Annotated in this window: 27 protein-coding genes; 13 read left to right on the forward strand and 14 right to left on the reverse strand. The window is 56.3% G+C overall.

Annotated elements, in window-relative coordinates:
- Positions 1–152 precede the first annotated feature (152 nt).
- From flhB to LC417_RS01600, 3 genes are read left to right on the forward strand one after another with little or no spacing between them, the layout of a single operon-like run.
- Positions 153–1,304 carry a flagellar biosynthesis protein FlhB gene (flhB, locus tag LC417_RS01590; RefSeq protein ID WP_010258565.1) on the forward strand — a complete coding sequence of 384 codons (1,152 nt, stop codon included), beginning with the start codon at positions 153–155 and terminating at the stop codon, positions 1,302–1,304.
- Positions 1,297–3,390, forward strand: a complete 2,094-nt coding sequence (flhA, locus tag LC417_RS01595; RefSeq protein WP_010258569.1) for a flagellar biosynthesis protein FlhA — start codon at positions 1,297–1,299, stop codon at positions 3,388–3,390. Before flhB ends, flhA begins: the two co-directional genes overlap by 8 nt.
- On the forward strand, positions 3,390–3,782 hold the full coding sequence (locus LC417_RS01600; RefSeq protein ID WP_050679619.1) for a flagellar protein FlhE: 393 nt from the start codon (positions 3,390–3,392) through the stop codon (positions 3,780–3,782). Before flhA ends, LC417_RS01600 begins: the two co-directional genes overlap by 1 nt.
- Before the next feature lie 162 nt (positions 3,783–3,944).
- Here LC417_RS01600 and LC417_RS01605 read toward each other — a convergent pair whose 3' ends face one another.
- From LC417_RS01605 to LC417_RS22390, 6 genes are all read right to left on the reverse strand, one after another.
- Positions 3,945–4,277, reverse strand: coding sequence for a HigA family addiction module antitoxin (locus LC417_RS01605; RefSeq protein ID WP_039391120.1), 333 nt, complete (start codon positions 4,275–4,277; stop codon positions 3,945–3,947).
- A gap of 80 nt (positions 4,278–4,357) precedes the next feature.
- On the reverse strand, positions 4,358–4,675 hold the full coding sequence (locus LC417_RS01610; RefSeq protein WP_050679618.1) for a type II toxin-antitoxin system RelE/ParE family toxin: 318 nt from the start codon (positions 4,673–4,675) through the stop codon (positions 4,358–4,360).
- Between the two features lie 74 nt (positions 4,676–4,749).
- The gene (locus LC417_RS01615) at positions 4,750–5,748 is read right to left on the reverse strand and encodes an aldo/keto reductase (protein WP_061703857.1); all 999 of its coding nucleotides are present in this window, start codon (positions 5,746–5,748) and stop codon (positions 4,750–4,752) included.
- Positions 5,749–5,960: 212 nt separating this feature from the next.
- Positions 5,961–6,896, reverse strand: a complete 936-nt coding sequence (locus tag LC417_RS01620; RefSeq protein WP_223565376.1) for a LysR family transcriptional regulator — start codon at positions 6,894–6,896, stop codon at positions 5,961–5,963.
- Between the two features lie 87 nt (positions 6,897–6,983).
- The gene (argS, locus tag LC417_RS01625) at positions 6,984–8,714 is read right to left on the reverse strand and encodes an arginine--tRNA ligase (RefSeq protein ID WP_010258588.1); all 1,731 of its coding nucleotides are present in this window, start codon (positions 8,712–8,714) and stop codon (positions 6,984–6,986) included.
- Between the two features lie 210 nt (positions 8,715–8,924).
- Complete coding sequence (locus LC417_RS22390) at positions 8,925–9,047, reverse strand: hypothetical protein (protein WP_009089698.1); 123 nt, start codon at positions 9,045–9,047, stop codon at positions 8,925–8,927.
- A gap of 314 nt (positions 9,048–9,361) precedes the next feature.
- Here LC417_RS22390 and LC417_RS01630 point away from each other — a divergent pair, with 314 nt between their 5' ends.
- The gene (locus LC417_RS01630; RefSeq protein ID WP_061703859.1) at positions 9,362–9,922 is read left to right on the forward strand and encodes a VOC family protein; all 561 of its coding nucleotides are present in this window, start codon (positions 9,362–9,364) and stop codon (positions 9,920–9,922) included.
- Here LC417_RS01630 and LC417_RS01635 read toward each other — a convergent pair.
- Entirely contained in the window at positions 9,919–11,064 is a 1,146-nt protein-coding gene (locus LC417_RS01635) for a MalY/PatB family protein (RefSeq protein WP_223565377.1), read from the reverse strand. The two genes, LC417_RS01630 and LC417_RS01635, sit on opposite strands and share 4 nt — an antisense overlap.
- Positions 11,065–11,149: 85 nt before the next feature.
- On the opposite strand from LC417_RS01635, the gene cutC reads away from it, so the two are divergent.
- Together cutC and LC417_RS01645 are read left to right on the forward strand one after the other, a co-directional pair.
- Positions 11,150–11,902: a copper homeostasis protein CutC gene (gene cutC / locus LC417_RS01640; RefSeq protein WP_187484297.1), complete on the forward strand. Its 753-nt coding sequence runs from the start codon at positions 11,150–11,152 to the stop codon at positions 11,900–11,902.
- 413 nt (positions 11,903–12,315) lie between these two features.
- Positions 12,316–13,164 (forward strand): hypothetical protein, encoded by an 849-nt coding sequence (locus tag LC417_RS01645; protein ID WP_223565378.1) that lies wholly within the window; start codon positions 12,316–12,318, stop codon positions 13,162–13,164.
- A 30-nt stretch (positions 13,165–13,194) separates the two neighbouring features.
- On the opposite strand, the gene LC417_RS01650 is transcribed toward LC417_RS01645, so the two are convergent.
- The gene (locus LC417_RS01650) at positions 13,195–14,292 is read right to left on the reverse strand and encodes a glycerol dehydrogenase (RefSeq protein ID WP_033772007.1); all 1,098 of its coding nucleotides are present in this window, start codon (positions 14,290–14,292) and stop codon (positions 13,195–13,197) included.
- Between the two features lie 154 nt (positions 14,293–14,446).
- Here LC417_RS01650 and LC417_RS01655 point away from each other — a divergent pair, with 154 nt between their 5' ends.
- On the forward strand, positions 14,447–15,067 hold the full coding sequence (locus LC417_RS01655; protein ID WP_223565379.1) for a LysE family translocator: 621 nt from the start codon (positions 14,447–14,449) through the stop codon (positions 15,065–15,067).
- 4 nt (positions 15,068–15,071) lie between these two features.
- Here the strand turns inward: LC417_RS01655 and cmoB are convergent, their stop codons facing one another.
- From cmoB to LC417_RS01675, 4 genes are all read right to left on the reverse strand, one after another.
- Positions 15,072–16,040, reverse strand: coding sequence for a tRNA 5-methoxyuridine(34)/uridine 5-oxyacetic acid(34) synthase CmoB (cmoB, locus tag LC417_RS01660; protein ID WP_010258611.1), 969 nt, complete (start codon positions 16,038–16,040; stop codon positions 15,072–15,074).
- Positions 16,037–16,765 (reverse strand): carboxy-S-adenosyl-L-methionine synthase CmoA, encoded by a 729-nt coding sequence (gene cmoA, locus LC417_RS01665; protein WP_010258614.1) that lies wholly within the window; start codon positions 16,763–16,765, stop codon positions 16,037–16,039. The genes cmoB and cmoA overlap by 4 nt, the downstream gene beginning before the upstream one ends.
- 81 nt (positions 16,766–16,846) lie before the next feature.
- Complete coding sequence (locus LC417_RS01670; RefSeq protein ID WP_010258617.1) at positions 16,847–17,242, reverse strand: MAPEG family protein; 396 nt, start codon at positions 17,240–17,242, stop codon at positions 16,847–16,849.
- A 69-nt stretch (positions 17,243–17,311) separates the two neighbouring features.
- Positions 17,312–18,133: a DUF72 domain-containing protein gene (locus tag LC417_RS01675; RefSeq protein WP_201499470.1), complete on the reverse strand. Its 822-nt coding sequence runs from the start codon at positions 18,131–18,133 to the stop codon at positions 17,312–17,314.
- A 211-nt stretch (positions 18,134–18,344) separates the two neighbouring features.
- Between LC417_RS01675 and aspS the strand changes: the two genes are divergently transcribed.
- The 6 genes from aspS (at position 18,345) to ruvB (ending at position 23,871) form a co-directional block, all read left to right on the forward strand.
- Positions 18,345–20,123 (forward strand): aspartate--tRNA ligase, encoded by a 1,779-nt coding sequence (gene aspS / locus LC417_RS01680; protein ID WP_201499469.1) that lies wholly within the window; start codon positions 18,345–18,347, stop codon positions 20,121–20,123.
- Positions 20,123–20,554: a dihydroneopterin triphosphate diphosphatase gene (gene nudB, locus LC417_RS01685; RefSeq protein WP_010258628.1), complete on the forward strand. Its 432-nt coding sequence runs from the start codon at positions 20,123–20,125 to the stop codon at positions 20,552–20,554. The genes aspS and nudB overlap by 1 nt, the downstream gene beginning before the upstream one ends.
- 284 nt (positions 20,555–20,838) lie before the next feature.
- The gene (locus LC417_RS01690; RefSeq protein WP_010258633.1) at positions 20,839–21,582 is read left to right on the forward strand and encodes a YebC/PmpR family DNA-binding transcriptional regulator; all 744 of its coding nucleotides are present in this window, start codon (positions 20,839–20,841) and stop codon (positions 21,580–21,582) included.
- A 37-nt stretch (positions 21,583–21,619) separates the two neighbouring features.
- Positions 21,620–22,147 (forward strand): crossover junction endodeoxyribonuclease RuvC, encoded by a 528-nt coding sequence (ruvC, locus tag LC417_RS01695; protein WP_003849205.1) that lies wholly within the window; start codon positions 21,620–21,622, stop codon positions 22,145–22,147.
- Between the two features lie 96 nt (positions 22,148–22,243).
- A complete protein-coding gene (gene ruvA / locus LC417_RS01700; protein WP_010670803.1) occupies positions 22,244–22,858 on the forward strand; it encodes a Holliday junction branch migration protein RuvA in 615 nt (204 codons plus the stop codon).
- 8 nt (positions 22,859–22,866) lie between these two features.
- Complete coding sequence (ruvB, locus tag LC417_RS01705; protein ID WP_010258640.1) at positions 22,867–23,871, forward strand: Holliday junction branch migration DNA helicase RuvB; 1,005 nt, start codon at positions 22,867–22,869, stop codon at positions 23,869–23,871.
- On the opposite strand, the gene znuB is transcribed toward ruvB, so the two are convergent.
- Together znuB and znuC are read right to left on the reverse strand one after the other, a co-directional pair.
- Positions 23,872–24,657, reverse strand: coding sequence for a zinc ABC transporter permease subunit ZnuB (gene znuB / locus LC417_RS01710; RefSeq protein ID WP_010258643.1), 786 nt, complete (start codon positions 24,655–24,657; stop codon positions 23,872–23,874).
- Positions 24,654–25,409 carry a zinc ABC transporter ATP-binding protein ZnuC gene (znuC, locus tag LC417_RS01715; protein WP_022625516.1) on the reverse strand — a complete coding sequence of 252 codons (756 nt, stop codon included), beginning with the start codon at positions 25,407–25,409 and terminating at the stop codon, positions 24,654–24,656. The genes znuB and znuC overlap by 4 nt, the downstream gene beginning before the upstream one ends.
- Positions 25,410–25,454: the final 45 nt, after the last annotated feature.

Genomic DNA, 25,454 nt, shown 5'->3' on the forward strand with positions numbered 1-25,454 from the left:
GTTATAATAAACAGGGTCACCTTCGGGTGGCCCCGTTCCGCATTGTCAGACCCATCCCCGAAAGAACGCCTGTTTTCTTCATCTTATCTCCGCTTTAACTTAAGCCAGATTTGGCATCCTATGCTCAGAATTCCTGCCAACCGAGGTTTGTCGTGGCTGAAGATAGCGACGAAGACAAAACAGAATCGCCCACGGCCCACCGACTTGAGAAAGCGCGTGAAGAGGGCCAGATTCCGCGTTCGCGCGAACTCACATCCGTACTGATGCTGCTGGCCGGCATCATGATCCTGTGGATGGGCGGCAACATGATGGCGCACCGGCTGGCGGCGATGGTCGCCACCGGACTCCGTTTTGATCACGGCATGGTCAGAGATGACAAAATTATCGTCAGCCACATCGGCAGCCTGATCACGCAGGCACTGATGGCGCTGCTGCCATTGATGGGCGGTCTGGTGCTGGTGGCAATCGCCGCGCCCATGCTGCTGGGCGGTATCGTTTTCAGCGGTAAATCGATCAAGTTCGACCTGAAGAAGATGAGCCCGATGGCTGGGTTCAAGCGAATGTTTGCGGCGCAGGCCTGGACCGAACTGTTTAAAGGCATCCTCAAGACTATTCTGGTTGGCTCGGTGGGCTGGTGGTACATCTGGAGCCACTGGCCCGAGATGCTGCGGTTGATCAGCGAAGCGCCCGTCACCGCGCTGATTCACGGCATGGAGATGATCGCAGTCTGCTGTTCGCTGGTGATGCTGGGGCTGATCCCGATGGTCGGGTATGACGTCTTCTGGCAGCTGCACAGCCACTTTAAAAAGCTGAAAATGTCGATGCAGGAGATCCGCGACGAGCATAAGCAGCAGGAAGGTGACCCGCACGTTAAAGGGCGCATCCGGCAGCAGATGCGCGCCGCAGCGCGACGCCGAATGATGGCGGATGTGCCGAAAGCCGATGTCATCGTCACCAACCCGACGCACTACTCGGTGGCACTGCAGTACAACGAGAAAAAGATGAGTGCGCCGAAAGTGGTGGCGAAAGGCGCAGGTGAGATCGCCCTGAGAATTCGTGAACTGGCTGCCGAACACCGCATCCCGGTTCTGGAAGCACCGCCGCTGGCGCGTGCGTTATACCGACATACTGAAATTGGTCAGCACATTCCCGGCGCGCTCTATGCCGCCGTGGCCGAGGTGCTGGCGTGGGTCTGGCAGTCGCGTCGCTGGAAGCGCGAAGGCGGCCTGATCCCAACCAAACCAAAAAACCTGCCGGTTCCGGCAGAGATGGACTTTGCAGGAGAGAGCAAAAACGATGGCTAATAACCTGGCCGCAAAACTACGTTTACCGGGCAACTTTAAAGATATGCAGTGGCAGGTGCTGGCCGGGCCGGTACTGATCCTGATGATCCTGTCGATGATGGTTCTGCCATTACCGCCGTTCATCCTCGATCTGCTGTTCACCTTTAACATTGCGCTGTCGATCATGATCCTGCTGGTGGCGATGTTCACCCAGCGGACCCTGGAGTTTGCGGCGTTCCCGACCATTCTGCTGTTCTCTACCTTGCTGCGTCTGGCGCTGAACGTGGCTTCAACCCGTATCATCCTGATGGAAGGGCATACGGGTGCCGCCGCGGCAGGACAGGTGGTTGAAGCGTTCGGTCACTTCCTGGTGGGCGGTAACTTCGCCATCGGTATCGTGGTGTTTATCATCCTCGTCATCATCAACTTTATGGTTATCACCAAAGGTGCTGGCCGTATCGCCGAAGTGGGCGCGCGCTTTGTGCTGGACGGGATGCCCGGTAAGCAGATGGCGATCGATGCCGACCTCAACGCCGGTCTGATCGGTGAAGATGACGCCAAACGCCGCCGTGCCGAAGTGACCCAGGAAGCGGACTTCTACGGTTCGATGGACGGTGCCAGTAAGTTCGTTCGTGGTGATGCCGTCGCCGGTATTATGATCATGGTGATCAACGTCATCGGCGGCCTGCTGGTGGGCGTGGTGCAGCACGGTATGGATGTGGGTCATGCCGCAGAGACCTATACCCTGCTGACCATCGGTGATGGTCTGGTCGCGCAGATCCCGGCGCTGGTTATCTCTACCGCAGCCGGTGTTATCGTGACGCGCGTTGCCACCGATCAGGATGTCGGCGAACAGATGGTCACCCAGCTGTTCAAAGATCCGCGCGTGCTGATGCTGAGCGCCGGCGTGATTGGTCTGCTGGGTCTGGTGCCTGGCATGCCGAACTTCGTCTTCCTGCTGTTCACCGCCGCCTTACTGGGCCTGGCCTGGTGGCTGCGCGGCCGCGAAATGCAGCCGAAGAAGAAAGTGGAAGTCACGGGCGGCATCGCCAAAACGGCGGACACGCCAGCCGCCACCGAAGCGTCGTGGACCGATGTGCAGCTGGAAGATACGCTGGGCATGGAAGTGGGCTATCGCCTGATTCCGATGGTCGATCATCAGCAAAACGGTGAGCTGCTGGGACGTATCCGCAGTATCCGTAAGAAAGTCGCCCAGGATGTCGGTTTCCTGCCGCCGGTAGTGCATATCCGCGACAACATGGAGCTGCCACCGGCACGCTATCGCATCCTGATGAAAGGGGTGGAGATTGGCAGCGGTGATGCCTATCCTGGCCGCTGGATGGCGATTAACCCGGGCACGGCTGCCGGAAGTCTGCCAGGCGAAGCGACCGTTGATCCCGCCTTTGGACTGGCGGCGGTCTGGATTGATAGCGCGCTGAAAGAGCAGGCACAGATTCAGGGCTTTACCGTAGTTGAAGCCAGTACCGTGGTGGCAACCCACCTTAACCATCTGATTGGCCAGTTCGCCAGCGAGCTGTTTGGCCGTCAGGAAGCGCAGCAGCTGCTGGATCGTGTGACTCAGGAGATGCCGAAGCTGACCGAAGATCTGGTGCCGGGAGTGATCTCGCTGACCACCCTGCACAAGGTGCTGCAGAACCTGCTGGTGGAGCGGGTGTCGATTCGCGATATGCGCACCATTATCGAAACGCTGGCGGAACATGCGCCGGTGCAGAGCGATCCGCAGGAGCTGACCAGCGTGGTGCGTGTGGCGCTGGGCCGTGCGATTACTCAGCAGTGGTTCCCGGGTAATGACGAAGTGCAGGTTATCGGGCTCGATTCCACGCTGGAGCGCCTGCTGTTACAGGCGTTGCAGGGCGGTGGCGGACTGGAGCCGGGTCTGGCCGATCGGCTGTTAAGTCAGGCACAGGCGGCATTGCAGCGTCAGGAGATGCTGGGTGCGCCACCGGTGCTGTTGGTCAATCATCCGCTGCGTGCGCTGCTGGCGCGCTTCCTGCGCCGCAATCTGCCCCAGCTGGTGGTGCTCTCTAATCTGGAGCTGAGCGACAACCGCCAGATCCGTATGACTGCCACCATCGGAGGCAAATAATGCGCTGGCTGGTGATGGCATTCGTGATGCTGCCACTGATGGCGCAGGCGGCCGGTGGTGCCTGGAGTGCCACGGCCAATGGGCCGCTGCTGGCGAACCGCGGCAGCTGGCAACGGGCGCAGCCGCTGACGCCGCCCGCCGACATTGGCGGGGAGGTCAGCGTTATTAACTGGCGTTATCAGCTGAGCAGACCGGCCCCGTCCGGCCTGCAGGTGCGCTTGTGCGGCGAACAGCGCTGCACTTCCCTGGAGGGGGCCAGCGGCACCACGCGCGGGCTGGCACATCTGAGCGCCGGTGAGACCCTGCACATGGTGTTTGGTTTTGCCGGAAGCGGGGCGCTGCCACCCGGATTACGGGTGGTGAGCAGTGAAGTGATGGTCAATTACGAGTAAGGATATCGTTGCTGAATTGACTGAAGGCGAGCCGGAGATCGCCTCCTGGCTCCCTTGTTACGTGATGACCCTGGCTGTAAACCGATGCTAACCCTGACCCAGCGGCTGACAGATAATTGACCCGTTTCAAATCCCGTCATGACCAGTGCGTTATAAAGCTTTTCACGCCAGCTGATTCTCTTTCTGCGCCAGAAAATCCTTCAACGGTGTTACGCGACTGATCTCCTCCTGTGCCCTGGCATCATGCATCACTTCCCAGATATCGACACTGTTTTGCAGATTAAGCCAGAACTCAACGCTGGTTTCGAAGGCTGCAGCCAGCCTGAAAGCCATATCCGGCGTCAGCTTCCGGTTATTGTTGACCAGGGCGCTGACGGTGTTGCGGTGCACTTTTAGCATCTCCGCTAAGTCGAGAATCTTCAGGCCGGTTGGCTCCAGATATTCGTAAAGTAATACGTCACCGACAGTGGTCGGTTTGCGGGTCGCCTGGTTCATAGTCTTGCTCTCTTTATTACTGACAGAGGTTGATGTGTTACATGCTGTCTTACAGCGCCTGATGCAGCCAGGCTCAGTTTTCATCGCTTGTGCGTTTTATAGCTATGAGCATCCAGATAAAGGTCAACGGCCTTACCTTCTATCCATTTAAAGATCAGCCGATATTGCTCATTGACCCTGATTGAAGCATATCCCTTGAGAGGCGGGTTTAGTTCCTCATAACGATTGCCTGGGGGTGAATTTAAATCCTTATAGCTAATCGCCGCATTGATGATGTCGAGCTTTCGCGCCAGCGCTGATGAGAGGCTTGACGGTATTCTTTTGGAAAATTTGCCATATAAAAAATAATCCTTAAGCCAGTCATCCCTGAAACTTTCAATATTCCTTAACGTTGCCACCTCATTACCTCCCTGTATCACACTGAAGACAATTTAACGCACCGATGCACAGTGCGCAAGTGCGTAGTTTGTATTCAGGCGTTCACCCCCTTCATTCCCTCCTCAGAGTAGCGACCGCCTTTAACTTCAATCTGCTGATGCACAGCGTTCAGCATCGCGATATCTTCCTCTTCTAGCTCGATATCTGCGGCCTGCGCGTTTTCAGTAAGGTAAGCGATCTGTTTGGTGCCTGGTATCGGCACAATTTTTTCATACTGTGCCAGTAGCCAGGCCAGCGCAATCTGCCCGGTGGTGGCGTGATATTTCTCAGCAAGTGGCGTCACCGCGTTAAGAAGCTGGAGATTGTGATCGATATTTTCCTGCCGGAAACGGTCATTATTTTTGCGGAAATCACCCTCGGCAAAATCGCTGTTTTTACGGTATTTACCCGTCAGGAATCCTCTGCCCAGCGGCGAGTAGGGCACCAGTCCGATACTGAGCTTTTTCACCATAGGGAGAATCTCCTCTTCGATGTCACGCGTCCAGAGTGAATACTCCGTCTGCAGCGCGGCCAGCGGATGGATCGCCTGCGCCCGATTCAGCGTTGAAGCCGATGCTTCACACAGCCCAATCCGGGCAATCTTTCCCTCCTGCACCAGACGGCTGAGACACTGCATGCTCTCCTCAATCGGTGTCGCCGGACTGATCCGGTGCAGATAAAAGAGATCGATACGCTCCACGCCCAGCCGTTTCAGTGATGCATGGCAGCAGCGGGTAATGTAGTCCGGCTGATTGTTGATGGTGCGGGCATAGGCCGCATCAGCAGGGCGTTCAATACCACATTTGGTGGCAACGGTGAACTTCAGCCGTTCGGCCCGATTGAGCCCGGCAAGAAACTGACCTATCAACTGCTCGTTGTGACCGCGCCCGTAAAGATCGGCGGTATCGATAAAGGTGATATCCAGATCGCGCAGCTTATTGAGCAGTTGCAGGGAATGACGGTCATCGGTCTGACCATAAAATTCGCTGAGCCCCATCGCGCCATAGCCGATTGCGCTGACGTCCAGACCCTGAGTTAACGTTCGCTTTTTCATTGTCGCTCCTCGTATGTGAGACGCGATTGTTTCACTCCGCGTGAAAGCAATGAATTGCTCTTTCCGTCATGCAAAAAAGGTATCAGGCGAATGAAAGGGCTTCAGACATCCATCCGGCGTGTCGACACAGTAAGCTCTCAGCAACAGGCTGAGCGGGGATTAACAAGGAAGAAGAGTGTGGTGGTGCTTCGCTCTGTTTTAGCGGCGCGGCATCATGCGGACTTTATCGCATTCCCGGGATGAGAGAGTTCTCTCAGCGCATTAAGAACCGCCTCATTTTTTTCATCGGCGCGAATCGCCGCGTAAACATCTATCGCCAGCTGCTGTGCCGCATCTTCTGTCAGCGGGCGGTAACAGAGACCTGCCTGATTAAAAGTGCATTTTGACTGCGGCATCAGGGCGAATCCTTTTCCTCTGGCGATGTGTGACAGCATCAGCAGGGAATCGTCCGGCTCTCTCACCCGTTTCAGCGAGACGCTGAGCGTGGCGAAGTAGCGCTCGCATTTATCGTAAAACAGCGGATTGGCGCTGCGGGCAAACCAGAACAGCGGCAGATCGGCCAGCGCTTCCAGCGAGACCCGTTCCGCTACACTGGCAGGATGCGCCGACGGTATGGCAATCAGCAGCGGCTCACGGTAAACCCAGGCGTACTGAACGGTGTCTTCCGCATCCGACCCCTTTTCTCCGGTGAGTATTAAATCCAGACTGTTTTTTCCCAGGCTTTGCAAAAGCTGAGGGGAGGTCAGGCGGGGCATCTCCATCTCTTCGCTGGCATGAAAAGCGGCGAGCTGCCGGTTAAGTGGCGAAATCAGTTCAAAGTTCAGCGTGCGGGTCAGCCCGATGCGTAGCCGTGCCTCGGCGGGCTGCGCATCCTGCTTCAGGGCATTCAGCGCAGTCAGGATCGCTTCCGCCTTCGCGACCAGCGCACGGCCAGAATCGGTGAGCGTTACCTCATGGGTCGTGCGGCTGAACAGCGAGTGGCCCAGCAGATCTTCCAGACTCTGAATCTGACGGGTCAGCGGAGGTTGCGTCATGCTGAGACGTTCTGCGGCCCGGCGAAAATTCAGCTCGTGCGCAACAGCCAGAAAGCACTGCAACTGTTTTATCGTGGGAAGGTGGCTGCTGATGAGGTGCGCGGCTACAGACATAACACCATCCTGCTGCGAAGATTTGGGGGATTAGAGCGGATATACGAATTCAGCAACGGAGAGGGAAACCCCTCTCCGTTTCAGAGATTACATGCGCTCGACGGTGTCGATGCCCAGCGTATCCAGACCCTGCTTCAGCGTCTTCGCGGTCAGTGCGGCCAGCTGCAGTCGGCTCAGACGGGTTGTGTCTGATTCTGCGGTGAGAATCGGGCAGTGCTCGTAGAATCCGGAGAACAGACCAGCCAGATCGTAGAGATAGGCACACATCACGTGTGGCGTGCCGTCACGAGCGACCTGCGTAATAACCTCTTCGAACTGCAGCAGACGGGTGGCCAGCTGCGCTTCACGCTCTTCGCTGATCACAATCTCCGCATCCAGCGAATCGGCATCAATGCCCGCCTTGCGGAACACGGAGAGAACGCGGGTATAGGCATACTGCATGTAAGGCGCGGTATTGCCTTCGAACGCCAGCATGTTGTCCCAGTCGAAAATGTAATCGGTGGTACGGCTTTTTGACAGGTCGGCGTATTTTACCGCGCTGATGCCAACCACTTCCGCCAGCGTTTTCACTTCCGCTTCGCTCATCTCCGGGTTCTTCTCACGCACCAGCGTGTAGGCACGCTGATAGGCTTCATCCAGCAGATCGGAGAGCTTGATGGTGCCGCCGCTGCGGGTTTTGAACGGACGGCCATCTTTGCCCAGCATCATGCCGAATGCATGGTGCTCCAGCGGAACAGATTCCGGCACATAACCCGCTTTACGGACGATAGTCCAGGCCTGAACCAGATGCTGATGCTGACGTGAGTCGATGTAATAGAGCACACGATCGGCTTTCAGCGTTTCGTAACGATATTTCGCACAGGCGATATCGGTGGTGGTGTAGAGGTAGCCGCCATCCTTTTTCTGGATGATGACGCCCATCGGTTCACCCTCTTTGTTCTGGAATTCATCCAGGAACACCACGGTCGCACCTTCACTCTCTACCGCTAAGCCTTTCTGTTTCAGATCGGAGACGATACCAGGCAGCATATCGTTATAGAGACTTTCACCCATAACATCATTGCGCGTCAGCGTGACGTTCATGCGGTCATAGATTTTCTGGTTCTGACTCATGGTGATGTCGACCAGCTTCTTCCACATCTGGCGGCAATAGTCATCGCCGCCCTGTAATTTCACCACATAACTGCGTGCGCGCTCGGCAAACTCAGGATCTTCATCATAAGTGCGCTTGGCTTCACGGTAGAAGCCTTCGAGATCGGCCAGCGCCATCTCTGCATGATCTTCATTCTGCTGCTTTTCCAGGAACGCGATCAGCATACCGAACTGTGTTCCCCAGTCGCCAACGTGGTTCGCTCGGATCACTTTATGGCCGAGAAATTCCAGCGTACGCACCGCCGCATCACCAATGATGGTGGAGCGGACGTGGCCCACATGCATCTCTTTCGCAACGTTAGGCGCGGAGTAGTCGACGACGATAGTCTGGGGTTCGGCCAGCTGCACGCCAAGGCGCGGCAGACGCAGCGCTTCCCGGGCATGACTGGCCAGCCAGTTGTGGTCAAGGAAGATATTGATGAAGCCCGGCCCGGCAATTTCGACTTTGCTGGCGATGCCGGTCAGGTCGAGGTGCTGAATCACCGTTTCCGCTAATTGTCGCGGTGCCTGTCCCAGCTTTTTCGCCACGGCCATAATTCCGTTGGCCTGATAGTCTCCAAACTGAACCCGGGCGGATTGACGAACCTGGGGTTCGCAATCGGCGGGTGCGCCGGCTAAAACCATTGCCTGACTGACTTTTGCGGAAAGAAGTGCCTGAATATTCACCGAGTTACCTTCATGTGCTGAGCAACGCCCGGACCAGAAAGCCGGGCTGTCATCATCTTGCCTGAGCGCATCGCGTCACGGAGAGGCAGAAACGGATGGGGCAGACAAAACGGAAAAAAATGAGGGGAAAAGTATACGTGAAATGTCAGTGGGCGTCAGCAGTTGGATGAAGCGGGGAAACAGAGCTGAATAAGATGTTTCCCTGAAGCATTAACGACGTCGCAGATGACGGCGTGGGTTCTTTACGCTTTTATCTTCACGCACCTTCCAATGGCGGGAGATTGCAAATCCCATCAGTGCGATCAGGACAGCGACAACGATGAGCATAGACATAGAGCCATTCCTTTTGGTTGTGTTAGGTCAAATTTATAGGAAGGCGGGGTGGGCTGCAATTGTTTGCCAGGTAAATGAGAGTTATCTTATTGTATTAAAGAAGTTGATATAAATCATACAGTTAACATGCTTTCATCAAGGAACTCATGGTCCTAAACAGGAGATAAATCCGAAATGAAAGATGTTATTATAAGGATTAGCGTTAAATTTCGGGCCAAATAAGATGAATCTTATCATTATGTGATGCTCAGCATGCGGCGCGCCAAAAGCCAGGCGGGTTATAAATGCTAAACAAATTGAGAGGAACTGGAGTAGTGACGAGAACTTTTCCGGCAGAATTGGATGATTTAAAGACAGATTTAGGACGTTTTGAAGAATCGTTGCAAAGTTTTGCGCAGCGGCTCGGTTTGCGTCTTACCGATCTGGAAGTGGACCATATCGCGGTGCGTTGCCATCAGGACACGACGGCGATGCGCTGGCAGCAAGGTTTGCAGCAGATTGGCACGCAGTTTTCGGCGGCGATGATCAACGGCAGACAGATTTGCCTGTTTAAACTCCATGACCCGCTGATTGTCGCAGGCAGGCAGATTGATGTGGTTGAACTGCCATGGCCGGGTGAAAAGCGTTATCGCCATGAAGGCTGGGAGCATATTGAGGTGGTGTTACGGGGCGATCATCAGACGCTGGGCGTGCGCGCGATGGCCTTGCTGTCAGATGAGGCGCTGACGCAGCCGGGTATTTCATTTAAAACCAGTTCACCGCAGGGCGAGAATGAGCGCCTGCCCAATCCGACCCTGGCGGTAACGGATGGGCAGACGACAATCAAGTTCCATCCGTGGCGACTGGAGGAGATTGTCGCCAGCGAACAGAACTAAAGGCGGGCGGCTAACGCACGCTTCAGGCGCGCAACAGCTTCGTCGAGCAGCGCGCGGGTACAGCCGAAATTGAGCCGGACAAACTGGTCATTGCCAAACTCACGTCCGGCGGTTAAGCCCAGCCCGTGCTTTTCAAAATAGAGCGCCGGACTGGCCACACCCAGCGCGCTGGCGTCGATCCAGGCCAGGTAGGTCGCTTCCGGCGAGGCGAGTGACAGGCCGGTCATCTTATTGACCTGCGACACCAGCCAGTCACGGTTACTGCGCAGATAGGCATTCTGCGCATTCAGCCAGGGCTCACCCTCGCGCCATGCCGCTGCTGCTGCCGTGAGTGCCAGAATATCAACATCTGGCACAATGCCGCGTCGTACCCGGTTAAAGCGCGCGCGCAGCCCGGCATTGGGAATGATGGCGATGGAAGCCCCAAGACCGGCAATATTAAAGGACTTTGAGGGCGACATCAGCGTCACGCTACGCTGGGCTGCATCTTCGCTCAGTGAAGCAAAGGGTATGTGCTTAACGCCGGGTTCCAGCAGCAGATCGCTGTGGATCTCGTCGGAACAGACAATCAAATCGTGCTTCTGCGCCAATTCCAGTTGCGCCTGCAGTTCTTCGCGGCGGTAGACGGTGCCGCCCGGATTCTGCGGGTTGCACAGCATTAACAGCCGCGCTTTATCGTCCAGCTGACCTTGCGGCGCAGCCAGATCCAGTAGCCAGCGTCCCTCTTGCAGCGTCAGTGGCAGCGTGATCTGACCGCGCTCTGCCAGTTTTGCTGCACCGCGAAACGGCGGATAGATGGGTGTTGGCGCAATCGTCAGCTCGTCAGGCGCGGTGAAAGCGCGCACTGCCAGATTCAGCCCGCTTACGACACCCGGCAAAACCACAATCCATTCCGGATTAACGTGCCACTGATAGCGCGAGGCGAGCCAGGCTATCGCACTATCGATAAATTCAACTGGCGTGTCGCCATAGCCAAAAATCCCATGTTCGGCACGGGTTTTAATCGCATTGATGACGCAGTCAGGCGATCGGAAATCGGTGTCTGCCACCCACAACGGCAGAATGTCCTGGTCCGCATATTTGTTCCATTTAAGGCTATCGCTGTGACGACGGTCTATCCGTTGGTCGAAATTGAATGCCATAGTTAACTTTCCCGGTAAACTCATTCCAGCAGCCAGACTAACTGATGAATCTGCCTTGAACCAGAGTCATGTAAAGGAGAAGAGAATGACCACACTGGAAATTTGCTGCTATGGCGTGGATTGCGCTGTGACCGCACAACAGGCGGGCGCCGATCGGGTTGAACTCTGTGCCGCACCGCGTGAAGGCGGCCTGACCCCATCAGCGGGGATGCTGAATGCCGCCCGGCAAGAAGTTTCGATTCCGGTTCATCCTATTGTCCGGCCACGTGGTGGCGATTTTTGTTATACCGCACGCGAATTTGAAGCGATGAAATCGGATGTGGCGTTAATCCGTGAACTCGGTTTTCCTGGCCTGGTGATTGGGATGCTGGATGAAGATGCTCACATTCATCATGGTCAGATGCGGCAGATTATGGCGCTGTGTGACGGCCTGGCCGTAACCTTTCATCGCGCCTTCGATCTCTGTCACAGCCCCAGGCGTGCGCTGGAAGAACTAACGGATTTGGGAGTGGCGCGTATTCTGACATCCGGTCAGCAGCAGAGCGCTGAAAACGGAATTGCATTACTCAGGGAACTAAATGAGGCCAGCACCGGTCCTATTATTATGGCGGGTGCCGGGGTACGTCTCAGCAACCTGCAAAAGTTTCTCGACATGGGGATTGAGGAAGTTCACAGCTCGGCCAGTCGCCTTGTCGCGTCGCCGATGCGCTACCGCAAAGCGGGGGTCTCCATGTGTTCAGAAGCCGAGACTGACGAGTTCAGCCGCTACTGTGTAGACGGCGATGTGGTTGAGGCGATGAAAAGCGTGATGCAGATGAGCACCGTTCGGGTCGCCTGAACCACAACAGATTTTGCCGCGCAGCACGCCGATCATTGACGTGGTGTTTGCAAGTACCAAGCCCCAGTATCCTTGCTGGGGTTCTTTTTGTGTAAAGCACACTCCTTACCAGCTAAATTGTTTTGCGCTTCTCAGGCATGTTATTGATGTCAGAGAGATCTGAAATCTGGCTGCAGCGAAGTTATCACTCTTTCGCCTGGCTCGATAAAAATGACCTGCCCCATATTAATCATTACATGTCATCCAGGACTTTCAGGCCCGGCAGCAAAGTAATCACTCGCTTTCTTCGTTATGCTGATGCCGTGTCGCCTCTTCGGTTCTTAAAGGGCGATGCAGGCTGAAATCTTCACAGATTGCCGCTGTTCATCACCGCAGCGTTTACACTGAAAGCAACGTCGCCTGGAAAAGATCCTATGAAACCCAATCCGATTGCTGTCCTGACTCTGATCCTGACTGCTCTCTGCAGTGGCAGCGCTGCCGCCAGCGCATGTAGCCCGAACAACATTGCTGTGGCTAACAGCAATAACCTGATTTTGCTGGGCGGGAATGCGAAAGGCGCGGTCAAGCAGGTGGTTGCGGGCGAGTTTGGTAAAGATGTGAACTCGCAAAAGCGGGTGTTGGGGCAGTTTGACGCCTGTGGCGATCTGACGGTTGCCGACGTCAGCTATGACAAAAGTGAGCGCAACGTTATTCTCAGCATGGAGCAACACATTGCCCGCGTGCAGGGCGGCTGGGTGGCGGAATATGCGTATCTGGTAAAAGTGCTGAAAGAGGGCAAAGAGGTGGTGGTCGATAACCGACAGGGGACGATTAACTGGCAGAAAGGTCAGCATGGCAACATTACCAGCGCCTCCGACAGGTTTACCAGCATGGGTAAAAGCGGCTTTACCGACACGACTTACCTTTATGATCGGCAGTTCCGGCTGGAGAAGAGCGTGGCACGCGGCAGCGATCCCCTGACCAACGGTGAAAATCATTACCACTGGAATCCGCAAGGTCTGGTGACCCGCACCACATCGGCCCGCAGCACCGACAGTTATACCTACGATCCCCAATGGCGTGAAGTGCGGCTCAACGGCACGGCGACCACACCGCTGAGCACCATCCGGTCAGTAGATGAGTGTCAGTCCTGGGATCAGGTGGGTAACTGTACCCTGAGCTATCTGCACGAGACCGAAATCTTCACGCGCGGCACTATTGAGCGCCATCTCAGTTCCGCCTACAAATATGAGTACTGGGACCAGCCGGCGGCGGCGGAGTAAAAGGCGATCGGATGATCGCCTGTCGGGTGGTTATTTAACCGTCTGACTAAAGGCATCCAGCGCCAGCAGGGCGTTTGCAATATCTTCCGGTGAAAGGTTTGGATTAAGGTTTTTCAGCGTGTCGCCCTCACTGTTCGCCAGTGCACCCACTTTGACCAGATTCTCCCAGCTCTCATTTTCCAGATGCAGCTCCCGGAGCGTGGTCGGCATGTTGATCGAGCGATAGAAGCGGATATAGCGCGCAATGTCCTCATCCGGACGCTTCTCAAGCACCATCTGCGTCAGTGTGCCGTAGGCGACTTTCTCGCCATGGGTCAGATGGTGGATATCACCATCAATCGCGGTGAACCCATTATGAATAGCGTGCGCAGCTGCCAGCCCTCCGTTTTCAAAGCCCAGCCCCGATAACAGCGTATTCGCCTCAACCACCGCTTCCACGGCGGGCGTCACTCGTTTTTGGGTGACGGCAACATAGGCGCTGTAACCCCATGTAAGCAGCGTTTCTTCACAGGCACGGGCAATCGCCAGTCCGGCAATTGTCGGATCACCATTGACCATCGATTTTGAATGCGAACGCGCCACCGCCTGCGCTTCAACCCAGGTCGCCAGTCCATCGGCAATGCCGGAGGCAAAGAGTCGTGCTGGCGCACTGGCGCAGACGGCGGTGTCCACCAGCACCAAATCAGGATTTTTACTGTAGAAGCGATAGCTCTCAAATACGCCGCTATCAGAATAGATGACCGATAGGGCGCTACAGGGGGCATCGGTGGAGGCGATAGTAGGCACGATGGCTACCGGCTGCTTCAGCTCATCCGCCACCGCCTTAACGGTGTCCAGCGTTTTGCCGCCGCCCAGTCCGACAACCACATTACAGCCCTGACTTTTTGCCAGCTGGCTAAGGCGGGTGATCTCATTGCTCGACGCCTCGCCGTTGAACGGGTGCCAGTTGAAGGTAACGCCCGCCTTTTGCAGCGCCTGTTGGGCGCGTTCGCCAATCAATTTCCAGACGACATCATCCGCGACCAGGAAAGCGTTATCACCCAGTTCGGCCACGTAGGGGCCCAGCTCGTCCAGCACGCCCGCGCCCTGCACATATTTACGGGGTGAAGAGAAGATAAATTTACTCATAATCACAGCTCCTTAATATGAAGTTAAACCGCCCTTAGCCTGGCACACGCTGACGAACAGGGAGAGTGACAAGGGTGAGATAATTCTACGGGCCTGTTACGCTGGCAGGACACCCATACGCTGCTGACCGGCTGTTACCTCCAGGGAGAACGCCATGACCACCACGCTGTTTTCATTTCTGTTTGCCATCACCATACTGACGCTGACGCCGGGCTTTGATACCGCGCTGGTACTGCGCTCAGCAGTCGCTCAGGGCGCAAAGCGCGCCAGCGTGACGGCACTGGGTATCACGCTCGGCTGTCTGGTCTGGGGTGTCGCGGTGGGATTCGGATTAGGCGCGCTGCTGCTGGCCTCCGAAATGGCCTATAACCTGCTTAAGTGGCTGGGTGCCGCCTGGTTACTTTATCTGGGGCTGAAATTGTTGCTGAAACCCCGCCAGACAGCAATCGACACGCAACAACCGGCGCTGCAACAGGGCTATCTTGCCTGCTTAAGCCGCGGGCTGCTGGGCAATCTGCTAAACCCCAAAGTGGGCATCTTCTATGTGAGTTTTTTGCCACAGTTTATCCCGGCGGGGGCGTCGGTGGCGCTCTGGTGTAGTCTGATGGCGCTGGCACACATGCTGCTGGGGCTGATCTGGAATGCGGTACTGATTGGCGGCAGCCACTATTTCGCCGGTCATTTGCGAAAACCGCGGGTGCTGAAGGTGATGGATCGCCTGACCGGCTGCGTTTTTATAGGATTTGCGGCGAAACTGGCGTTGTCTCGCCGCTAGGGCATTACGGTTTGGTGGCGACCAGCACGGCGCGCAGAGGCGCCGGATAGCCCTCGACCGTTTTGCTGGGGTCATCGGGATCGAGGAATTCAGCCAGAGACTCGCTGGTCATCCAGTCAGTACGGCGTTGCTCTTCAGTGGTAGTGAGGGCGAAATCGACAATCCGGACATCGACAAAGCCGCTTTTTTCCAGCCAGCTTTTCAACGCTTCAGCTGAGGGAATGAAGAAGACATTGCGCATCTGCGCATATCGCTCACCGGGCACCAGCACCTGATTCACATCGCCCTCAATCACCAGCGTCTCCAGCACCAGTTCGCCACCGCTGACCAGCTGATTCTTAAGCTGTAACAGGTGATCGAGCGGCGAACGGCGATGATAGAGCACGCCCATCGAGAACACCGTATCGAACGCCTGCAACACCGGTAACTGCTCAATGCCCAGCGGCAGCATATGCGCCCGGCGATCGTCGTTCAGCAGCTTACGCACCGCTTCGAACTGCACCAGGAATAGCTGCATTGGATCGATGCCAACCACCAGATGGGCACCCGCGCCAATCATCCGCCACATGTGATAGCCACTGCCGCAGCCCACATCGAGCACTGTGCGGCCGGCCAGCGGAGAGATGTGCGGTAGCACGCGCTCCCACTTCCAGTCAGATCGCCATTCGGTGTTGATGTGGGTGCCATAAAGGAAATAGGGCCCCTTACGCCACGGCATCAGGTTGCGCAGTAATTTCTCAATACCCTGACGATGGCGATCGCTGATGTCATCGCGGTCGGCAGTAACGCTGTGCAGCAGGTCAAGTTTTTGAGGCTCCAGCAGCGGCAGATACTCCAGCGACTTGTACCAGTCGCGGAAGTGCCCATGCAGGTTTTCACGCTGCCACTCGCTGATTTGCGCCGGTAAGACTTCCAGCCACTTCGCCAGCGGTCCCACCGCAATTTGCTGATAAAAACGGCCAAAGTCGATCATTTCAACGCCACCAGAGATCCAAAATTAAAGCACTGGAACCAGAGTTCGGCGTGCGAGAAACCGGCCTGTTTCAGACGGGCTTTATGAGCTTCAACGCTGTCAGTCAGCATCACATTTTCCAGCATGCTGCGTTTCTGGCTGATTTCCAGTTCGCTGTAGCCGTTGGCGCGCTTGAAGTCGTGATGCATGTTAAACAGCAGCTCACCGACTTCGGCATCTTCAAAACTGAATTTTTCTGACAGCACCAGCGCGCCGCCCGGTTTCAGTCCCTGCCAGATCTTTTCCAGCAGCGCCAGACGCGCAGGTGGTTCCAGAAACTGCAGCGTAAAGTTGAGTACCACCAGAGAGGCGTTCTCAATCTCAATGTCGCGGATATCCGCTTCCAGCACCGTTACCGGCGTGTCCGCGCGAAACGCATCAAGATGGCGACGACAGCGCTCCACCATCGCCGGGGAGTTATCCACTGCGATGATCTGGCAACCCGGCACCTGAATATTGCGGCGCACCGACAGGGTGGCCGCGCCCAGCGAGCAGCCCAGGTCATAAACCTTGCTGTCCGGGGTAACAAAACGTTCTGCCAGCATGCCAATCATCGAAATGATGTTGGAGTAGCCCGGCACCGAGCGCTGAATCATGTCAGGAAAGACTTCAGCTACACGCTCGTCAAAAGTCCAGTCGCCCAGTTTTGCAATGGGCGCTGAGAAGAGTTGATCGCGGTCAGACATATCGAAAATCCGAAGAGACGACGGAAAGGGCGCTATTCTCGCAGAAAGTGGGGCGGGCTGCACCCCTTAACCCAGGCCAGCTTAATGCAGCGTCAGCACCAGTTCCCACGGCATATAGATCAGGTTAAAAATCACCATGCCGCAGAGGGAAAACAGCGTCAGCAGCATGCCATATTTGCGGCCTGCCATTGCGCTGCTGCGCAAACCCCAGGCGTGCAGCAGGCGACTGATAAAGAACAGCAGACCCGTGAGATGCACCATCCAGATATCGGCGCCGTTCATCTCCATCATTACCAGCAGGAACAGCGCCAGCGGAATGGTTTCGATGGCATTGCCGTGAATGCGAATCGCCATTTTCAGGTCGTGGTAGCCGCCATCGCCATACGCCACACGGTAGAATCGGCGATAGCGGACCACGTCCAGCGTGAATTTCATCACCAGTAATGCACCCATCACCACATATAACGCGCTAACCATAGCCACCCCTGCGACTGTCCATAATGCTTCTATTCTAACGGGCGCATAGCCCGCTGTCCTGGGCAGGAATCAAAACAGTGACGTCTGTTGCGGCCAGTCCGGTCCATTGCCTATAGCCGGATCGATCTCCTGCAACTGCGGCCACAGCGCCTGCACCAGCGGAAAAACCTGGCCCATATCGGGGGTGTGCAGAAACAGCATGGCGTCACCCTGTTGCTGCCACTCCGTCAGCTTGTCTCGCCAGATCTGAAACAGCGGCACGCTCTCTTCCAGGCTATCGCTGCCGATAAACCGCACCATCGGCTGTGAGCCGGTTCGCAATGCATGAGGCGGCACCCGGGGCTTCTGCGCGCGGGCCACCAGCGCGGCCGGACTTTGCGAGGTAGAGGCGTGAACCGGACGGCTGTCGAGCATCACGCGATTGATGCCGCGCGCCAGCAGGCCGCGATTCAGGGCCCGTTCGGCATCCCCTTTAGCGAAGAAAGCGGGATGGCGGACTTCGACGCCGTAGTGAAAACGGCGCGGCAGGCTGTCGAGAAAGCGCCACAGGTCGTCGAGCTGCGTCGGGGAGAAGCTGGCAGGCAGTTGCAGCCAGTACTGACCGATGCGATCGGCCAGCGGCTCCATCAGGCGCAGGAAATCGGTCAGCAGGTCATCGCTGTGCTGCAGCGCTGCCTGATGGCTGATGGTATTGGGAAACTTAAAGCAGAAGCGAAATGCATCGTGCGTCATATCGCGCCAGCGCATCACCGTTTCCGGATTCGGCAGCGCATAGAGCGTGGTATTTCCCTCTACACAATGGAAATAGCGGGCATAGTCCGCCAGGCTTTCGATGCCCCAGCGTTTCCAGTGTGAATGCTGCCACTGGGGCAGGCCAATACGAAGTGTCACGCGCGCTCCTGGCTGCAGATTAAGATACCCCATTATCTGCTATGGTCAGGCTGGGGGGCAAATGCACACAGGAAATCGGTGCTTTGGCGCGGATCTGCTTATCCTGTCTGGCTTTTTCCATTATAATGACCGCCATTTTTGCGACAGCATCGCAACAGGTAACGCGGCCGGATGCTGTCAGATGCAGCGGCGAAGTTAAAAGGATAGTGTTATGCGTACAGAATATTGCGGACAGCTCAATCTGTCTCATGTGGGTCAGCAAGTCACGCTTTGCGGCTGGGTAAACCGCCGTCGCGATCTGGGCAGTTTGATTTTTATCGATATGCGCGACCGTGAAGGCATCGTGCAGGTGTTTTTTGATCCCGATCGCCAGGACGCATTTAAGCTGGCTTCTGAACTGCGTAACGAATTCTGTATCCAGATCACCGGTACCGTACGTGCGCGTGATGAGAAGAACAAAAACAGCGACATGGCGACCGGTGGAGTGGAAGTGTTTGCCCAGGCACTGACCATTATTAACCGCTCTGAGCCACTGCCGCTGGACTCGAATCAGACCAACAGCGAAGAAGCGCGCCTGAAATACCGCTATCTGGATCTGCGCCGCCCTGAGATGGTGACGCGTCTGAAAACCCGCGCAAAAATCACCAGCTTCGTTCGTCGCTTTATGGATGACGCAGGTTTCCTGGATATCGAAACCCCGATGCTGACCAAAGCGACGCCGGAAGGCGCGCGTGACTATCTGGTGCCAAGCCGGGTACATAAAGGCAAATTCTATGCGCTGCCGCAGTCACCTCAGCTGTTTAAACAGCTGCTGATGATGTCCGGTTTTGACCGCTACTATCAGATCGTTAAATGCTTCCGCGACGAAGATTTACGCGCCGATCGTCAGCCAGAATTTACCCAGATCGACGTGGAAACCTCCTTTATGACCGCGCCACAGGTGCGTGAAATCATGGAGCGTTTAATCCGCAATCTGTGGCAGGACGTGCAGGGCGTTGATCTCGGCGAGTTCCCGCAAATGACCTTTGCGGAAGCAATGCATCGCTACGGTTCAGATAAACCGGATCTGCGTAACCCGATGGAGCTGGTGGACGTCGGCGACCTGCTGAAAAACGTGGAGTTCCAGGTCTTCTCTGGCCCGGCTAACGATGAAAAGGGCCGTGTTGCCGCGCTGCGCGTGCCGACCGGTGCACAGCTGAGCCGTAAGCAGATTGATGAATATGGCAAGTTCGTGGAGATTTACGGCGCCAAAGGTCTGGCGTGGATGAAGGTTAACGTCCGTGCTGACGGCCTGGAAGGCGTGCAGAGCCCGGTTGCCAAATTCCTGAATGCGGAGATTGTAGAAGGCATTCTGAGTCGCACCGGTGCTCAGGATGGCGACATTATCTTCTTTGGTGCCGATCGCGCCAAAGTGGTCGCGGATGCACTGGGTGCGCTGCGTCTTAAAGTGGGCCGCGAGCTGAACATCACTGATGAGAAAGCCTGGGCACCGCTATGGGTGATCGACTTCCCGATGTTCGAAGAGGACGAAGAGGGCGGTCTGGCTGCGATGCACCATCCGTTCACGGCGCCAAAAGAGATGAGCGCAGAAGAGCTGGCCGCCGATCCAACCCGTGCCGTGGCGAATGCCTACGACATGGTGATCAACGGTTATGAAGTGGGCGGCGGTTCAGTGCGTATCCACAACGGCAAAATGCAGCAGACGGTGTTCAGCATTCTGGGTATCGAAGAGCATGAGCAGCGTGAGAAGTTTGGCTTCCTGCTGGATGCGCTGAAGTTCGGTACGCCACCGCATGCGGGCCTGGCCTTTGGTCTGGATCGTCTGACCATGCTGCTGACCGGCACCGATAATATTCGTGACGTCATTGCGTTCCCGAAAACCACGGCGGCCGCCTGCATGATGACCGAAGCGCCAAGCGAAGCTAATCCGGCTTCCCTGCTGGAGCTCGGCATTCAGGTCGTTAAAAAAGAAAAGCCTGAGAATAAATAATGGGCTATAAACACCCGGTTTCAGTGCTGGTCGTCATTTCGGCGCGCGATACTGGCCGGGTGTTGATGCTGCAGCGGCGTGACGATCCCACGTTCTGGCAGTCGGTCACCGGCAGCCTGGAGGCGGGAGAGTCACCGCTGGCGACCGCGTGTCGTGAAGTGAATGAGGAAATCGGCATCGACGTGCTGGCCGAGCGGCTGGAGGTGGAGGATTGTCAGCGTCAGATCGACTTTGAAATCTTTCCCCATTTCCGCCATCGCTACGCCCCTGATGTCACTCATAATCACGAGCACTGGTTTCGCCTGCAACTGCCAACGGAGCGCGATGTGATGCTCACCGAGCATCTGGCGTTTCGCTGGCTGGCACCCGCTGACGCTGCAGCATTAACCCGATCATGGAGTAACCGCCAGGCAATTGAAGAATTTATCTGAATGCTCGCCATCGCCCGGTATTCCGGCGGCGGATAGATTAAATTTTATGAATCTGGTGAGTTTTAACAGGACTTCACCAACATATTGAACAGTCAGGCGTAATCGGCACCGTGAGGTTGTTCACCGCCCGCGCGACGTCGTCAGCGTACGCTTGTACGTGAGGATGCTTCGCGACGCTCGCCCTCGGGGCATTCAGGTTGTCAGTCACCTGTATGCGTACGGACGGTAAACAGGCTCGCAAGCAGGATAGCCTGCACCCTGTAAAAGATCGGAGAAAATTTAAAATGGCAGGACACAGTAAGTGGGCAAACACCAAACACCGTAAAGCGGCGCAGGATGCCAAGCGCGGCAAAATCTTCACCAAAATCATTCGTGAGCTGGTGACGGCGGCCAAGCTGGGCGGCGGCGATCCGGGCTCAAACCCGCGTCTGCGTGCAGCAATGGATAAAGCGCTGGCGAACAATATGACGCGTGACACCATGGATCGCGCTATCGCGCGTGGTGTGGGCGGCGATGACAATGCCAACATGGAAACCATCATCTATGAAGGCTACGGTCCTGGCGGCTCGGCCATCATGATTGAATGCCTGAGTGACAACCGTAACCGTACCGTGGGCGAAGTGCGTCACGCCTTCACCAAAACCGGCGGGAATCTCGGCACCGACGGCTCCGTGGCTTACCTGTTCAACAAAAAAGGCGTGATCTCCTATGCGCCGGGTCAGGATGAAGATGCGGTGATGGAAGCGGCTCTGGAAGCGGGCGCAGAAGATGTGGTCAGCTATGACGACGGCGCGATTGATGTCTTCACCGCATGGGAAGAGATGGGCACGGTGCGTGATGCACTGGAAGCGCTCGGCCTGAAAGCGGACACTGCAGAAGTGGCAATGATCCCGACCACCAAAGCAGAGATGGATGCGGAAACCGCACCTAAACTGCTGCGTCTGATCGACATGCTGGAAGATTGCGACGATGTGCAGGAGGTCTATCACAACGGTGAAATCTCCGACGAGGTAGCGGAAACGCTGTAATGGCGTCTGCCGTAATCACTTTAACCAAAGAGGCGTAATGTCGATTATCTTGGGTATCGATCCCGGCTCACGCATCACCGGTTATGGTGTTATTCGTCAGACTGGCCGCCAGCTCACTTATCTGGGCAGCGGCTGTATCCGCACTAATACCACCGAGTTGCCCGCCCGTCTGAAGCTGATTTATGCGGGCGTCTGTGAAATCATTACGCAGTTTTCACCCGACTTCTTCGCCATTGAACAGGTGTTTATGGCGAAGAATGCAGACTCCGCACTGAAGCTCGGCCAGGCGCGTGGTGCCGCGATTGTTGCCGCGGTAAACCACGATCTGCCGGTGTTTGAGTATGCCGCCCGTCAGGTAAAACAGACCGTGGTTGGCATCGGCAGCGCCGAGAAAAGTCAGGTGCAGCACATGGTGCGAACCCTGCTGAAGCTACCGGCGAACCCGCAGGCGGATGCCGCCGATGCGCTGGCGATTGCCATTACGCACTGTCATGTGGCTCAGAATGCGGCTCGCATGAGTGACAGTAAGCTGGTGCTGACGCGCGGACGGTTACGCTCAGGTTAGCCGTCATCGCTCAGGCCGCACTCACAGGCTGGATATTCATCCAGCCTTTTTTATGTTATAAAATCCGCCACATTCGTTAGTTAAGGAAGCGTTCAGGTGATAGGTCGTTTACGGGGCAATATTCTGGAAAAGCAGCCGCCACTGGTGCTGCTTGAGGCACACGGCGTCGGCTATGAAATTTATATGCCCATGACCTGTTTTTATGAGTTGCCTGAACTTCAGCACGAAGCGGTGATTTTTACCCACTTTGTGGTGCGTGAAGATGCTCAGCTGCTGTTTGGTTTTAACAGCAAGCAGGAGCGCGCGCTGTTTCGCGAACTGATTAAAGTGAATGGCGTCGGACCTAAGCTGGCGCTGGCGATCCTCTCCGGCATGTCGGCGCAGCAGTTTGTGACCGCTGTCGAGAAAGAGGAGATCGCGTCACTGGTGAAACTGCCAGGCGTGGGCAAAAAGACGGCTGAGCGTCTGGTGGTCGAAATGAAGGACCGCTTCAAAGGAATGCACGGCGACCTGTTTGGCGGCGATTCTGCGTTTACGCTGACCACGCCGAGCGCCGAGCCGGAAACCAATGATGCGGAAGCCGAAGCGGTTGCAGCGCTGGTATCACTGGGTTATAAACCGCAGGAAGCGAGCCGTATGATCAGTAAAGTCGGTCGACCGGATGCGGATTGCGAAACCCTGATCCGCGAAGCGCTACGCGCCGCCATTTGAGGTAAGTCATGATAGAAGCCGACCGCCTGATCTCCGCTGCCAGTATCAGCGAAGAAGAGGTTATTGACCGCGCTATTCGCCCGAAGATGCTGACCGAGTATGTCGGTCAGCCGCAGGTGCGTGAGCAGATGGAGATTTTCATCAAGGCAGCGCAACTGCGCGGCGATGCGCTCGATCATCTGCTGATCTTCGGTCCGCCGGGACTGGGTAAAACCACCCTGGCGAACATCGTGGCCAACGAGATGGGCGTTAATCTTCGCACTACTTCAGGTCCGGTGCTGGAAAAGGCGGGCGACCTGGCGGCGATGCTGACCAACCTTGAACCGCATGACGTCCTGTTTATCGATGAAATCCATCGCCTCTCACCGGTGGTGGAAGAGATACTCTACCCGGCGATGGAAGATTATCAGCTGGATATCATGATCGGCGAAGGCCCGGCTGCGCGCTCAATCAAGCTCGATCTGCCGCCGTTTACCCTGATTGGCGCCACTACGCGTGCTGGCTCGCTGACCTCGCCGCTGCGCGATCGTTTTGGCATTGTGCAGCGGCTTGAGTTCTACCAGGTTAAAGATTTGCAGCACATCGTGGGCCGCAGCGCCGCCTGTCTGGGTCTGGCGCTGAGTGACGAAGGGGCGTTAGAGATCGCCCGTCGCGCCCGCGGCACACCGCGTATCGCCAACCGCCTGCTGCGCCGCGTTCGTGACTTCGCCGAAGTGCGGGCAAATGGTGACCTGAGCGGTGAAGTCTCCTGCAGCGCGCTGGATATGCTTAACGTAGACAGCGAAGGGTTCGATTATATGGACCGTAAACTGCTGCTGGCGATCATCGACAAATTTATGGGTGGGCCGGTGGGGCTGGATAACCTGGCTGCTGCCATTGGTGAAGAGCGCGAAACCATCGAAGATGTGATTGAACCCTTCCTGATTCAGCAGGGCTTCATTCAGCGCACACCGCGTGGCCGGATGGCCACGCAGCACGCTTATCGTCACTTCGGCATTACGCGCGAAGAGTAATTAGACTGCTGGTTTCCGGACCATACTGAAAATAAACAGGATGGCGGCGCAGAGCACCACTGACGGCCCGGCAGGGGTGTCGTAGAAGGCGGAGAAGGTCAGGCCGCCGGTGACGGCAATCACCCCGATGACTACGGCGACGGCCGCCATGCCTTCCGGTGAACGCACAAAGCGACGAGCGGTCGCAGCGGGGATAATCAGCAGTGAGGTGATAATCAGCGCACCCACGAACTTCATTGCCACTCCGATAGTCAGTGCCGTGACCAGCATCAGGATCAGACGGGTACGCTGGATATTGACGCCGTCCACCTGTGCCAGTTCCGGGCTGATGGTCATCGACAGCAGCGACCGCCACTGCCACGCCATCACCAGCAGCACGATCACCACGCCGCCACCCATCATCCAGAGATCGTCTGGCGTCACCGCCAGCAGATCGCCAAACAGATAAGCCATCAGATCGACGCGAACGTTCTTCATCAGGCTGACCACCACCAGGCCCAGCGACAGCGCGCTGTGCGCCATAATCCCCAGCAGGGTATCGATAGCCAGATGTGGACGACGCTCCAGCCAGACCAGTCCCAGCGCCAGGCAGACCGTGACCAGAATCACCGCGTAGTAAGGATTCACGTTAAACAGCAGGCCAAATGCCACGCCAAGCAGAGAGGCATGCGCCAGGGTATCGCCGAAATAGGACATCTTGCGCCAGACAACAAACGATCCCAGCGGACCGGCAGCCAGCGCTAACATCACACCGCCTATCCAGCCCGGTAATAACAACTCAATCATGATGGACCCTGTCCTTTGCGTAAAACGATACGTCCCTGAAGGTCGTGACGGTGATTATGATGATGACGATAAATCGCCAGCTCCTCCGCGCCGCGCGGACCAAACATGGCGATAAATTCCGGATGCTGCGATACCGCTTCCGGGGTGCCGGAACAACAGATGTGATGGTTAAGGCAGAGCACTTCGTCGGTTTTGGCCATCACCAGATGCAGATCGTGGGAGACCATGAGTACGCCGCAGTTCAGTTCAACACGTAACTGATTGATAAGGTCATAGAGTGACACCTGACCATTCACATCCACACCCTGAGTAGGCTCATCGAGTACCAGCAATTGAGGCTGATTCAGCAGAGCGCGCGCCAGCAGCACACGCTGGGTTTCACCACCGGAAAGCTTTTGCAGCGGGGCGTTGAGCAGGTGACCCGCCTGCACGCGTTTCAGTGCCGGCAGGATCTCGGCGTTTTTGCTGCCACGGGTCAGACGCATAAAGCGTTCAACCGTCACCGGCAGGGTCGGGTCGATGTGCAGCTTCTGTGGCACATAGCCAATTCGCAGTCCAGGATCACGCTTAACGCTACCGGTGGTGGGAGCGAGCAGTCCCAGCACCACACGCACCAGCGTTGATTTTCCGGCACCGTTAGGACCCAGCAGGGTGAGGATGCGGCCAGGCTGCAGTGCCAGGCTGACACCGGATAACACATTGCGCTGGTTAAACTTTATCGAAACATTATCGAGTGTGACAAGTGAGGTCATAGTATTTACAGGTTGCACAGAATTTCGAATGTTATAATATCACAT

Origin of the sequence: Pantoea sp. OVA07A (assembly GCF_019969975.1) — a bacterium.
Lineage (GTDB): Bacteria > Pseudomonadota > Gammaproteobacteria > Enterobacterales > Enterobacteriaceae > Pantoea > Pantoea agglomerans.

Bases quoted from the DNA above. Each gene is read 5' to 3' on its own strand.
- flhA (WP_010258569.1), top strand. From the start codon at position 1,297: ATGGCTAATAACCTGGCCGCAAAACTACGTTTACCGGGCAACTTTAAA.
- LC417_RS01600 (WP_050679619.1), top strand. From the start codon at position 3,390: ATGCGCTGGCTGGTGATGGCATTCGTGATGCTGCCACTGATGGCGCAG.
- LC417_RS01605 (WP_039391120.1), bottom strand. From the start codon at position 4,277: ATGAACCAGGCGACCCGCAAACCGACCACTGTCGGTGACGTATTACTT.
- LC417_RS01615 (WP_061703857.1), bottom strand. From the start codon at position 5,748: ATGAAAAAGCGAACGTTAACTCAGGGTCTGGACGTCAGCGCAATCGGC.
- LC417_RS01620 (WP_223565376.1), bottom strand. From the start codon at position 6,896: ATGTCTGTAGCCGCGCACCTCATCAGCAGCCACCTTCCCACGATAAAA.
- LC417_RS22390 (WP_009089698.1), bottom strand. From the start codon at position 9,047: ATGTCTATGCTCATCGTTGTCGCTGTCCTGATCGCACTGATGGGATTT.
- LC417_RS01635 (WP_223565377.1), bottom strand. From the start codon at position 11,064: ATGGCATTCAATTTCGACCAACGGATAGACCGTCGTCACAGCGATAGC.
- cutC (WP_187484297.1), top strand. From the start codon at position 11,150: ATGACCACACTGGAAATTTGCTGCTATGGCGTGGATTGCGCTGTGACC.
- LC417_RS01645 (WP_223565378.1), top strand. From the start codon at position 12,316: ATGAAACCCAATCCGATTGCTGTCCTGACTCTGATCCTGACTGCTCTC.
- LC417_RS01650 (WP_033772007.1), bottom strand. From the start codon at position 14,292: ATGAGTAAATTTATCTTCTCTTCACCCCGTAAATATGTGCAGGGCGCG.
- LC417_RS01655 (WP_223565379.1), top strand. From the start codon at position 14,447: ATGACCACCACGCTGTTTTCATTTCTGTTTGCCATCACCATACTGACG.
- cmoB (WP_010258611.1), bottom strand. From the start codon at position 16,040: ATGATCGACTTTGGCCGTTTTTATCAGCAAATTGCGGTGGGACCGCTG.
- cmoA (WP_010258614.1), bottom strand. From the start codon at position 16,765: ATGTCTGACCGCGATCAACTCTTCTCAGCGCCCATTGCAAAACTGGGC.
- LC417_RS01670 (WP_010258617.1), bottom strand. From the start codon at position 17,242: ATGGTTAGCGCGTTATATGTGGTGATGGGTGCATTACTGGTGATGAAA.
- aspS (WP_201499469.1), top strand. From the start codon at position 18,345: ATGCGTACAGAATATTGCGGACAGCTCAATCTGTCTCATGTGGGTCAG.
- nudB (WP_010258628.1), top strand. From the start codon at position 20,123: ATGGGCTATAAACACCCGGTTTCAGTGCTGGTCGTCATTTCGGCGCGC.
- LC417_RS01690 (WP_010258633.1), top strand. From the start codon at position 20,839: ATGGCAGGACACAGTAAGTGGGCAAACACCAAACACCGTAAAGCGGCG.
- ruvC (WP_003849205.1), top strand. From the start codon at position 21,620: ATGTCGATTATCTTGGGTATCGATCCCGGCTCACGCATCACCGGTTAT.
- ruvB (WP_010258640.1), top strand. From the start codon at position 22,867: ATGATAGAAGCCGACCGCCTGATCTCCGCTGCCAGTATCAGCGAAGAA.
- znuB (WP_010258643.1), bottom strand. From the start codon at position 24,657: ATGATTGAGTTGTTATTACCGGGCTGGATAGGCGGTGTGATGTTAGCG.
- znuC (WP_022625516.1), bottom strand. From the start codon at position 25,409: ATGACCTCACTTGTCACACTCGATAATGTTTCGATAAAGTTTAACCAG.